The organism is Clostridium sp. YIM B02555 (assembly GCF_022320955.1).
In the GTDB taxonomy this organism is placed as follows: Bacteria; Bacillota; Clostridia; order Clostridiales; family Clostridiaceae; genus Clostridium; species Clostridium saccharoperbutylacetonicum.
Window position 1 is genome coordinate 1 of sequence record NZ_JAKJJY010000013.1, and the last position, 12,546, is coordinate 12,546.

Sequence of the window (12,546 nt, forward strand, 5' to 3'; positions counted from 1 at the left end):
CATCCTCTTATTTTTTATTATAACAAAAAAGTAGACATACTTTTTTAATGTCTACTTTCATCTTACAACTTCATGAGTAAAATTAATGTCTAGCCTTTTGTTTATTTGGAGGTAAAATTAGTGGTAAAAAGGAAAAGATCAAAAGATATTGAGAAATTAATTAATGAAGTGATTGATATAAGAGAACAATATCCGTTACTTCCTTTGGAAGAGACTTTAGCTATTGTTCTAAAATAGAATTTTTATTAATAGGATTTTTTAGTATACAATGATTATATTAAATGAATACTACTATTAGATTAAGACTTAATAATAGGAGTGATAAATTATGCTAAAATGCGATGCAGTATTTCAAGGTGGAGGGGTTAAAGGAATAGGTCTTGTTGGCGCTGTAAAAGCTATTGAAAAAAAATATAATTTTGTTAATTTAGTTGGTAATTCAGCAGGTGCAATTGTAGCTTCATTACTTGCTGTAGGATATTCTGGTGAGGAAATTGAGCATGAACTTAAAAATTTAAACTATCTTAAATTTAAAGATGAAACACTTATTGATAAAATGGGCATACCAGGTAAGATTTTGAGTACAGTATTAGAATATGGAATATATGAAGGTAATTATTTTAGAAACTGGATTGAAGAATTATTTAAAGCAAAAGGTAAAACTACTTTTGGAGATATAAGAATGAATGATTCAACAGATGAGAAATACTCTTATAAATTCAGTGCAATTGCATCTGATTTAACAGAAAAAAAGATGATTGTAATACCTCAAGATTTAAAATATTTTGGTTTCGATCCCGATAAATTTAGTATTTCTTTAGCTGTAAGAATGAGCATGAGTATACCTCTATATTTTGAACCAGTTAAATTGCAAGATACCACTGGCAAAACTCATTATATTGTTGATGGTGGTGTTTTAAGTAATTATCCAATATGGCTTTTGGACGATGGTAGCAACAATCCGAAATGGCCTACAATCGGATTTAAGTTTTTTGAAAATACAAGAGAAGTACAACAAAGCAACAAAGACCATTCAATTTCATCTATTCTAGAGTATTGTGAAGATTTAGTAGATACTATGTTAAATGCGCATGATAAGCACTATATTTCTACAATTAAGGGAGATTTTGATAGAACCATTATGATTCCTACTGAAATTAACATAGACGGAAAAAATAAAAAAATAAATACAACTTATTTTGATATTACCCAAGAGGAAAGTAATGCTCTTTTATTAAATGGATATAATGCAGCAGAAAAATTTTTAGAAACTTGGGATTTCGATTTATGGAAAGAAAAATTTAGAAGTTAATATATTAATTTTGATTAATATTTGTTTTTTCGTGAGTTAGTCTGTTCGAGAATCTACCAAATTGAAATTACTCTAAATGTTGAAAGAATAATATAAAAACTGTGGTGACAGATATGAAATTTAAAGCTCAAAATACTATATTTGTTAAGCATGTTGACTATTTCCAGAGTATTTTTACAACTGCATATATATTTGTGAATTTTAGCAAATTAATCAATTTTACTAAAACTCTTAATTGTGTATGAACAGTCCTGGTCTATATATAACAATTGTGACATTACCTAATAGTGATTATGTAATCTGTAATGTATATTTCACTAAATCAAGGTGGTTCAGCAGAAGAAGAGAGAATTATTCAATATTTCTTTAAATACTGAGATAATCTCATCTTATTCTGATTACCAAGCTATATTCAAAATACTATAGACAAAAAATGCGAGCTTCAATAGCTGGCAAATGCTGTTCAATTATCTTTTTTCAAAAATAGATTAACCCTTTCAATAAAGTTTGTTCAAAATTATAAATATATTTTGATAAAATATTATCTTTCATCATTTTCATAAGATTGTTCTGATAAATATAGTACTCCCAAAATACTAAGGTAACACATTGGAAAACCTATAATAAAATATCCTATATGTTGAAAAAAATAATCCAACAACAACAATTAGAATCACCTCCAATATATATAATCAACTACTTTTGTTCAAGCTTTATTATAAAAATTCTCATGATACTCATATATTAAAATTAATGTTTTAATCAAAATTTGTCTAAAACATTAGTAATTTAGATTCATTATATTAAGCCATTTATAAAGATTGTTTTGATCAAACTTTATTCAAAACCTACACCAAAGGCACCTTTTCTCAGAATTATCAAATAGCCAGCAAAGAAAAGGTAGCTTCTTTGCGTAAGTAGGCTCTATTTTTCTATCATTTAAGGCTTCCACATCACCTTCATTAATGGAGATTTCAGACGTTGAGCAAAAGAGTTCTATTTACACTTTAACCAGTCAAATTTCTTGCTAAAAAATCAGCTAGATGCCGATTCTCAAGGCAGTACACCACCTAAAATTGTGAATTGCTACAATAAATAAGCGATTTTATTAACTGAGGATCTATTAGAAATTGATCCTGAAATATAATCAAATACTTGCTTCCATGGTTCTAAACCTAAGTGCTTAGAAATATGTAAGAAAATCTAAAATTCTCCCATATAGATCTTACTATAGGTAAATCACTACCAACTCCATGTGTATGATATGATTTTCAAAGTTTGGTTTTGATAATTTATTCATAATAATATCGAATTTTTCATTAATTGAATTTCTATTTTGTAGTTATGGTTACTTATAAAAAGAATAATGTGTAAATTTACTTTACAAATTGTGGTGGTATACCAACTCAACTTTTTATAAAAATCAAAATAACAATATTACATTAATTGGAAAAAAATTTGAATGAAATTTCTAAATATATATAGAAATTTGTATAAAATATATAATTTTATATGTTTTCAATTAAAAGTTAATTTAGTATAATGATTACAGGAATTTATTTGAAATAATACATTCTATTTACATTAACTATATAAGTATTGTTATATAATAAAAAATGAAATATTTGGAATATAGTTGCAAAATATTTAACATATTATTATATAAGGAATATGGTTATATATAGGATGGTTATTTTATGTTTGTTTTAATAATTACTATAAAATGTACTTTCTTTACAGTGCTTGAGAAAATGAAGTTCTTATTTTGACTCTAATATCAACATGTGAAAAAATATTGATTTTTAAAAATTATAATGAATAGGAGAAATAAAAATGAAAAAAATTTTAAATGAAATTATTGATTACCTATCAAAAGTACTAACTGCGGAGAAAATTCAAGAAGATACTCAGCTAATAGAAGAAAATATGTTAGATTCATTGGGAATTGTAAGTTTATTAACATTTATTGAAACTACATTTGGTATTGATTTGGCAGATGATGATTTTGATATTAATAACTTTAGTTCACCTTTGAAAATTGCGGAACTGATTCATGAACATAGTGTAGAGATGGAGAAATAGGAAATGAGTGAGATGTTCAGACTAAAAGATACAGAACATTATGATTATCCACAATTAAGCATTTTTCATGATGTTTTGAAGCAAACAGATTTCGATGAGTTTTTAAAGGATAATTCATATAATAAGAGCAGTAACACAGCGTTATATATACATATACCTTTCTGTAGAACTTTTTGTATCTTTTGCAATTATTATAAAGAAAAACCAGAAAAGAAACTGGTTGAACAATTGATTTCTGCAATTATTATAGAATTAAAATACTATGCAGATAGAATGCCATCAGAATTAAAAGAAATATCAGCGGTACACTTTGGAGGAGGAACACCGACATCAATCGGTATTTCAGGGTTACAACAAATAATGGAAACCATAAAGGATACTTTTGATGTAAAAGAAAAATGTCTTTTTTCAATAGAAGGGCATATAAGAGATTTGCATGATTCTAAATTCGTTAGGAATTTGAAAATGATTGGTTTTAACCGTGTAAGTTTTGGTATACAGACCTTTTCAACGGATATAAGAAAAAAGTATGGATTGCTTCCAATATCAGAGGTAGATGCAACTATTAATAATTTAAAAGAGTATGGATTTGAAGATTATAATGTTGATCTTATGTATAATTTTCCAGAGCAGAATTGTGATGAAGTAGTTGCTGATATTAATAAAGCGTTTGACTTTGGTGTGAATTGTATTGATTTATATTCATTGAATGTATTTCCTAATACTAAAATGGAGAATTTTTTAACCAGACATGAAATGTATAAGAAATATATTGATATAGAGAAACGTTCCTCATATTTAGGAATATATGAATACTTAGAGGAGAATAAGGACTGTAAAATGGTAATGTCAAATACAATATCACGAAAGATGGACAAGCCAAACTTGTATCTGAATACCCATCTTGGAGCAAACAAGTTAGATGGGGGGCGTATTATTGGAATAGGACCATCTTCAAGAGGGTATGTGGATGGATTTGCATATAAAAATCATCTTGATGTAAATGGTTACATTGGCGCGATCAAAAAAAATAAGCATGGAAGATATCTTGAACATAAATTATCATATTTTGAGCGTCAAAACCGATTATTTGTTATGTTTCCTAACTTTACTTACATAAAAAAGAAAGATGCTGTTTTTAATGAGTATACAAAAAAAACCATGGATGTATTACTTGAAAACAGATATGTATATGAAGATGGAGAAAAGTACTATATAAAACCTAAAGATTGTTACTGGGCAGGAAATATTTCGGCAATGTTTTATTCTGAGGAGCAGAGAGAAAAAATGATTAAAACACTACTTCTTAACAGAAAAAATAAATTAAATATGTATAATCAAGATAAGATGCAAATTATTGAAAGGGATAGGTAGCGACATGAAAAAAACTGATGTTATTTTTGAAGAGCCTCTTAGTCTTAAATTAGTTGAGGAATTTGAAAAAAAAATATACTATTTGTCAGAAGATATTATATCATATGAAAGAATTTATAAAGATGAAAAAATAATTGGGGAAAGATTGAGCCTTGAGGATGATAAGCACGCAGATAAGATAAGGGACAGGGCATTGCATGTCATTGAAAATGAAATACTTGGTCTAAAAGATATAAAAGTTAATAGATTTTGGAACAATGAAGGAAATAATAAATTTAACAATGAAAATATTATAGAGGAATTAATAAAAAATGAATTGATTTATATACCATCTGATGGTCAAGTATCTTTTAAAGAGCCATTAGTGAGTTTATTTGATTTTTTTGATACTGTCTTTAAGAATATATCAACTAAAATATTTAAATGTGAAAATTACCGTTTCCCTACATTATTAAGATTAGATGTATTAAAAAAGGTTGGATATTTTGAATCATTTCCTAATTTACTTATGTTTACTACAAGACTTCGGAATGCAGTGGATAACTATGAGGCATTTAAAAATTCATTTACCCAAGAGACTGAGGAAGAAGAAATTGCAGATGGGTTAATGGAGTATTGCTGTAATACGTCATTCGGTCTACCACCTACTATGTGTTATTATGTGTATGACATGCTTTCAGGAAAGGAAATAAAGCAAAAAGCTATAACTACATGTGGTAAGTCATTCCGATATGAAAATAAATATTATAAACCATTCGAACGTTTATGGGATTTTACTATTCGAGAGACGGTATTTATCGGAGATTACAACTATGTAAGAAATAATGTAAATGAATACAAGAAAATGGCTGTTAAGCTTATGGAGTTATTAAATATGTCAGGTTTCTGTGAAACTGCTAATGACCCATTCTTCCTGATAGGCAATGCAGCGAAACGTATTAATGCACAAAAAATGTTTGGCTCTAAGTATGAATTACGCCTTAAGCTTAGTGAGGATAATACCACAGCAGTTGGGTCATTTAATTTGCATAGTAACTTTCTGGCAAAAAGATTTAGATTCTATTCAAACTTAGAAAAGGAGGAATATTGCTATACAGGTTGTATTGGGATTGGTTTGGAGAGAATGATGTTTGCATTCTTATCGCAGTATGGATTTAAACAGGAAAACTGGCCAAGTATGGTAAGGGAAGGAATTGATAATCCATTATTGGTGAATAAATATATAGATAAGCTTGTAGAATAATATTTTGGGAGGAATTATGGATTTTGAATTTTCAAATGAACAAATTAAATACAAGAAATATCTAATTGACTTTGTAAAAAAAGATATTAATGGAAATATGCATACTTTTGAGGAAAAGTGGAGGTTATGTGCTCAGTACGGATTATTTGGAATTTCATTTGAAGAAAAATATGGTGGATTCGGAGAAGATTACATAACAGCTGCATTGTTGATGGAAGCATTGGGATATGCTTGCGATGATAATGGCTTTGTGTTTATAGTGACCAATCATTTGTGGGCATGTATGAATACAATTAACCAATGTGGATCAGATGAATTGAAACAGAAGTATATGAGGAAACTTATAGATGGAAGTTTAATAGGTTGTTTAGCGATTACAGAAGATGAATCTGGTTCTGATATTACCCAGATAAAGACAACTGCTACTAAAGTTAAAAATGGTTATATTTTAAATGGAAGTAAGAAATTCATATCCAATGCACCTATTGCAGACATCTTTTTAATATCTGTAATGACTGGAGAACCAGGCTCCATTAATGGGTTAAGTTGTTTTATTTGTGAAAAGGATACAATAGGGTTGGAAATTGGAAAAGAAATTAAAAAGATGGGACTTACATCATGTCCTATGGGAGAGATTCATTTTTCGGATTGTTTTATTCCTGAAGAAAATATGGTAGGGCGTTTAGGAAATGGATTAAGTATAATTAATACTGGATTAGAGTGGGAACGAAGTTTTGAATTTGCAAGTCATGTAGGAGTCATGCAGAAATTAATGGAATTATGTGTGACGTATATAGAGAAAAGGAAATTAAATAATTATCAGGCAGTTACACATAAGATAGCTAAAATGCGTGTCAATATAGAGATGGCCCAGCTTTTGCTGTATAAAATTGCATGGAAGAAGAACTTGCATAAGAATACATATCTTGAGGCCTCTATGTTTAAGTATTTTATCAGTGAGACTTATGTAGAAACATGCTTGGAAACCTTACAGATATTCGGGGCGTATGGTTATAGCATTGAATCCAATATAGAAAAAGAAGTTAGGGATGCACTAGCTTCTAAGATTTATTCCGGCGCATCAGAGATTCAGTTAAACATAATTTATAAGCTTGTGAATAACTTTATTCAGACAAGTTATAAATAAGTAGATTGGAAGAGTGATATGAATATTGTTGTATGTTTAAAACAGGTGGCACAAGGAATATGTTCAGATGGTAATTGTGGGATTAGCCCATATGATTTATTTATGCTTGAACAGGCTATAAATTATAAAAAAACACATCATAATGTATGTATTATATGCATTACAATGGGTCCCTCAGCTTCTGAGGAAATATTAAGGATGGCAATTTCTCTTGGATGTGATGAGGCAATTCGTATTACAGATAAGTGCTATTCGGGTTCAGATACAATTGCTACAGCTTATATATTGTCTGAAGCAATCAAAAAGATATGTGATGTTGATTTAATTTTATGTGGAAAGAAATCTTTAGATGGAGAAACAGGTTTTGTAGGACCGTCTATTGCTAAATTTTTAGAGATTCCATATTTAATAAATGTTACAGGGATTGAAGATGGAGAGGGAAAAGAAATTGTTGTAACTACACTGGAAAAAATGTATGGAATGGATTATCAGGTAAAGTTGCCATGTGTACTTTGCATGGAGGGAATTGATACACATTTAAGCCCTCAGTCTTTATTTTCCATAAGAAAGGCAAACAAGTATAGTGTTGAAGTGTGGGATAACAGCATACTTAATATTGATTTAAATAAATGTGGAACAAATGGTTCAAAGACAAAGGTTTTAAATGTATTTTCACACTATAATGACAAGAAATTAATTGAACGTATAAGTGATGCTGAAGATGCAGTTGATATGATGATCTTAGAACTTGAAGTTTATAGTGAATAGTTGGTGATGATGTTGATGAAAAATATAATAGTGATTTGTGAAGAAGATAATAAAGTAATAACACAATTAAGTCTTCAGATGATAAGCAAGGCACACGAATTGATAAATGGAATAGATGGTGAAGTGACTATAGTTGTGCCTAATAGGGAAGCGTTAATAGAGTTACCAATTACAGCTAATATTTATAATGTTATTGAATGTTCTGATTTGAGGAGGATAAGCCGGAATCAGACAAGTGAGTTGCTTGTGGAGATGATAACTATGTATATGCCTAATTTAGTATTATTTCCAGATTGTGACTGGTGGCGGTCCGTTGCTGCTAGTATGGCATCAGTATTAAATGCTGGTATTGTTGCTGACTGCATAGAAATCGAGTATAACTCTAATATAGAACAGTTTGTATTTCATAGAACTGCTTATGTTGGTTCCAAGGAAGCAATTGTGGTTGGAAAAGATACAAAGACAATATTAGGTGTTGTGAAGAAAAATGCATTTAATGAAAAAAAACTTGGAAAAATGCCATTAAAAATTGACACATTTTATTATGATAAAGAGAAAAAATCAGATATTATCCTTATTCGGAAAAGGGAAAGAATATTAAATCATGATATTTCTTTACAACTAGAAGGAAAAAAAATTATTTTTGGTGTTGGACGAGGTGTAGACAGTGAAAGTCTTGCTATACTAAAAAAAATAGCAAAGCATCTTGGTGCAGGATTGGGTTATAGCAGACCTATGATTGAACGTGAAGTTGGTACTTCAGATTTGCAGATTGGGCAATCAGGCTGCTTTATACAACCGGATCTTTATATTGCATTTGGAATATCTGGAAGTATACATCATGCATGCGGTATTTTGAATAGCAAGAAAATTATTGCAGTAAATAAAGATTGTAATGCATCAATTTTTGAGTATTCAGATATAGGAATTATTTGTGATTCAGGTGAAATAATTAGGAAAATAGGAGAAAAGATATTTAGTTAGGAGGAATAATATGAAAAGATATTTATATTACATATATCTTTCATTTAAGGTTCAGTCCATGTATAAGGCGAATATTGTATTTTCAATAGCAAGAGCTTTTATATTTCTTGCAGTACAGATTGCTTTGTGGAATGCATTGTATATGAGTGGGGCAAATATCGAATTTTATTCCCTTAATGAGATGCTTACATATCAGATATTAAGTGCAATTATTGCAAGTTTTTTGACTGGGATGGCACCAATGAGTATTGTTCAGAATGATATTAATACAGGAATGATTGTTAACTACCTGAAGCTTCCTTGTAGCTATAAACTTCAGGTTTTTATGACAAATTTAGGGGGAAACCTGTTTGCGTTTTTATTTGTATCTATCCCTATGCTTCTTTTGTCTAACATTTATACTAGGATTATGCTCCCTGCATCAATAGGAGCCTTTGTATATTCTGTATTAGCACTGGCATTTTCAATAGGAGTATATTTTGAACTTTATTATATGTTTGGTTTGATTTCATTTTGGTTTATGGATCGGTATAATACGGTTGGGCTGTTACTTACAAATGTCATTAGAATATTGTCTGGTGCGATTATACCACTAACGTTTTTTCCAAGCTGGCTTTATAAAATTGTAACAGTACTGCCGATGAGATTAGGATTTGATTTCCCTATTTCTATTTATCTGGGAAGGATAGGCATGTTGGAGACTGCTACAGGATTTCTTTTGCAGATTCTATGGATTGTAATTCTATGGGGAGTTAATAAAATATTTTTTAATTTAGGTTTGAAAAAACTAATTTTGCAGGGGGGTTGATGATGGTTGTATATATGATGTTATTAAATGTAAAAGCAAAACTGCAATATGGACATACGCTGCTCTATGAAGTCATTAGTTATTTAATTCGCTATCCAGTAGAATTTATTGCAGCGTGGATTATTCTTTATAACTTCAAGGCCCTTGGTGGATGGAATTTTAGTCAGATTCTATTTTTGCAAGCGGTTTCTTTTGTTGTTATTTCATTAGGGTGTGCTTTTACTTGGGAACCAATGGTCGCCATGCAGGGATACATTGTTGAAGGAAAACTTGATCAGTTTCTAATTGCGCCAATGAACCCATTCTGGTATGTGATAGGAATAAATTTCAGGGCTACAAACCTTGTGATTACCATAATATGTGGTACAATAGCAACTTTTGCAGCAAATAATGCAGGGGTGACATTATCTTCACGTATAGTTTTTTATCTTATAGGATTAGTGGGAGGGGTTTTAATTGTTGCATCATTCAATGTAATGATAGGGTCATTATCCTTCTGGATATATCAGACACATAATATTATGTCCTTTATGATTGACACTGTGGGTGAACTTTTAAAATATCCAATTAGTATTTATACAAAGGGATTACGTTTTTTATTAACCTTTATTTTGCCGATTTCATTAATTGATTATTATCCAACAGCATATTTACTGGTAGATAATGAAATGAGTTGGACGGTTATGATTATTATTTTATTGGTAGGTATTGTTCTTTTTTATTTATCATATTGTTTATGGTATTTAGGATTGAAACAGTATAAAAGTTCAGGAGGTTGATTATTTATGAATATAAATAATATTGTTATAAAAGCAGAGCATCTAAGTATGGTTTATAAAAAGCCAGTAATGCAAGAGGGTAAGCTTGGTATGTTAAAAGATATGTTCAAACGTCAGTATTCTTATTATGAAGCGTTAAGTGATGTATCTGTGAGTGTTAGAGAAGGTGAGATTTTAGGATATATTGGTCCTAATGGTGCAGGAAAGTCAACGACAATAAAGATATTAACAGGTGTTATGCATCCGACCAGTGGAAGTGTTACAGTGAATGGCATTTCGCCACATAAAAAAAGAATTGAAAATGGAAAAAGTATAGCATTGGTATCAGGACAGCGAAGTAATCTTTATTGGGATTTGCCTGTTTATGACAGCTTCGAACTTCATAAAAGAATTTATAAAATACCAGATAAGCAATATGATGAAAATATGGATATGTTTCAACAGCTATTAAATATCCAATCATTTTTTAAGACACCAGTAAGACAATTGAGTCTTGGGCAAAGAATCATGTCAGATTTTGCACTTGCTTTTTTGCATAATCCATCAGTTGCGTATCTTGATGAACCTACAATTGGACTGGATATATCGGCAAAAGAGAATATTATTAAATTTTTAAAGCAGATTAACCAGCAACGAAAAGTAACTATGATGATAACTTCTCATGATTTATCAGATATTGATAATCTCTGTGAGAAGATACTGATTCTGGATAAAGGGAAAAATATATATGAGGGACCTAAAGATAAACTAATCAAAGAGTACTGTAATGAGCAGTGCACTATTGTTATGGAGATAGAAAATCTACATAACATAAAAGACTTATCAATATTACAGTTTTGTCAGATATCAAAAAATGGAAATAAAGTAAATATTTCTTTTAGCCGTCAGAAAACGAGTCCAGCAGAAATTATGATGAATATCATGAATAAGGGATATAATGTGAAGGATTTTACTATTTTAGAAACAAGCCTGGAAGATGCAATTAGGGTTATATATAGAAATGCAAAAAATAATGTTTTATGAGGTAGCCTATGGAGAAATATGTATTTAAGAAATATTCATCTTTTGTTAGTAATGCTTGTCTGATATCATCATTTTCTAATTTGTTTTATAATTGCGGTTTGGATATTATGGAAAGTGATATATTTTTCCTTGGTGATGGAATGAGATTTGATTATCAATGGGATGATAATGCAAAAAGTCTAAAAGATATTGTTTTATTTCATGATTCCAATATTATGATTCAAAATTTCTTTGAACAGATAAATGAAAAAATTTCAATAAAAAAGATACCCTGTGGTGTGAATGAAGAAGAATTCAATATATTCATTAAAAAGAAGATTGATGAAGGCGTGCCTGTTATTATAGCAATCAACACAGAGTATATTACATATTATAATAAAATTCCCTCAAAATTTAGACCACATTTTTTAACAGTGATTGGTTATCGAGATAATGAAGCCTATATATCTGATTGTCTAGTACCGACAGTAAGAAATTATGAAACATATGTAGGCTTCTTTGGTTTTAGTGATTTGTTTAAGGCATCTAGAAAGATGGGGCATATTTATTATGATTTTAATTATGAGATATCTGTAAAAAAGATAACAACCATAGAATTGAATCAGATTCATTATAAGTTCAAAAAAAATATAGAGATAGATTTATATGATAATTATGAAAAATTAAAAGATTTTGCATATCGGATTAGAAATATGAAGAAACAGTTTCCTATTGAGGAAATTGCAAAATCGGCAGAGGATCTGTTTTTTAATATTAAATATAATGGAATACTGCATAGTAGAATGTTAGTGTATACACATATGCTTAAGTATTATGAAAAAAATCAGGAAGTTTTATCGAAACTTAAAGATATATATATAAAGTGGGAAGCTATAAACTATGCTTTGTTAAAGAATAATCTAACCAATGCACCTGCAGATAAATATGATGGTTTATGTGAAAGCGTATTAAATTTATTAGATTTAGAATATACAACATACAAGTCCATGCTAGCCTGCTATACAGCAGATAAAATATTATGACACT

11 protein-coding genes are annotated in these 12,546 nt (G+C 29.5%); all 11 read left to right on the plus strand.

The features are described 5' to 3' along the window. The first annotated feature begins 328 nt into the window (after window positions 1-328). The 11 genes from L3B98_RS17225 to L3B98_RS17275 all read left to right on the plus strand — a co-directional run bounded on the left by L3B98_RS17225 (window position 329) and on the right by L3B98_RS17275 (window position 12,542). A complete protein-coding gene (locus tag L3B98_RS17225) occupies window positions 329-1,312 on the plus strand; it encodes a patatin-like phospholipase family protein (protein ID WP_015390443.1) in 984 nt (327 codons plus the stop codon). 1,833 nt (window positions 1,313-3,145) lie between these two features. Beyond that, window positions 3,146-3,394: a phosphopantetheine-binding protein gene (locus L3B98_RS17230; protein ID WP_015390446.1), complete on the plus strand. Its 249-nt coding sequence runs from the start codon at window positions 3,146-3,148 to the stop codon at window positions 3,392-3,394. Window positions 3,395-3,397: 3 nt separating this feature from the next. Further along, a complete protein-coding gene (locus L3B98_RS17235) occupies window positions 3,398-4,768 on the plus strand; it encodes a radical SAM protein (RefSeq protein ID WP_238917664.1) in 1,371 nt (456 codons plus the stop codon). A gap of 4 nt (window positions 4,769-4,772) precedes the next feature. Then, a complete protein-coding gene (locus L3B98_RS17240) occupies window positions 4,773-6,011 on the plus strand; it encodes an aminoacyl--tRNA ligase-related protein (RefSeq protein WP_015390448.1) in 1,239 nt (412 codons plus the stop codon). Window positions 6,012-6,027: 16 nt separating this feature from the next. Then, a complete protein-coding gene (locus L3B98_RS17245; protein ID WP_015390449.1) occupies window positions 6,028-7,158 on the plus strand; it encodes an acyl-CoA dehydrogenase family protein in 1,131 nt (376 codons plus the stop codon). An 18-nt stretch (window positions 7,159-7,176) separates the two neighbouring features. Next, window positions 7,177-7,926 carry an electron transfer flavoprotein subunit beta/FixA family protein gene (locus L3B98_RS17250; RefSeq protein ID WP_238917665.1) on the plus strand — a complete coding sequence of 250 codons (750 nt, stop codon included), beginning with the start codon at window positions 7,177-7,179 and terminating at the stop codon, window positions 7,924-7,926. Between the two features lie 15 nt (window positions 7,927-7,941). Beyond that, entirely contained in the window at window positions 7,942-8,910 is a 969-nt protein-coding gene (locus tag L3B98_RS17255) for an electron transfer flavoprotein subunit alpha/FixB family protein (RefSeq protein ID WP_017810865.1), read from the plus strand. A 10-nt stretch (window positions 8,911-8,920) separates the two neighbouring features. Then, a complete protein-coding gene (locus L3B98_RS17260; RefSeq protein ID WP_015390452.1) occupies window positions 8,921-9,718 on the plus strand; it encodes an ABC-2 family transporter protein in 798 nt (265 codons plus the stop codon). 2 nt (window positions 9,719-9,720) lie between these two features. After that, a complete protein-coding gene (locus L3B98_RS17265; RefSeq protein WP_015390453.1) occupies window positions 9,721-10,497 on the plus strand; it encodes an ABC-2 family transporter protein in 777 nt (258 codons plus the stop codon). Window positions 10,498-10,503: 6 nt separating this feature from the next. Beyond that, entirely contained in the window at window positions 10,504-11,520 is a 1,017-nt protein-coding gene (locus L3B98_RS17270) for an ATP-binding cassette domain-containing protein (protein WP_015390454.1), read from the plus strand. Between the two features lie 8 nt (window positions 11,521-11,528). Beyond that, window positions 11,529-12,542, plus strand: a complete 1,014-nt coding sequence (locus L3B98_RS17275; RefSeq protein WP_015390455.1) for a BtrH N-terminal domain-containing protein — start codon at window positions 11,529-11,531, stop codon at window positions 12,540-12,542. Window positions 12,543-12,546 lie beyond the last annotated feature (4 nt).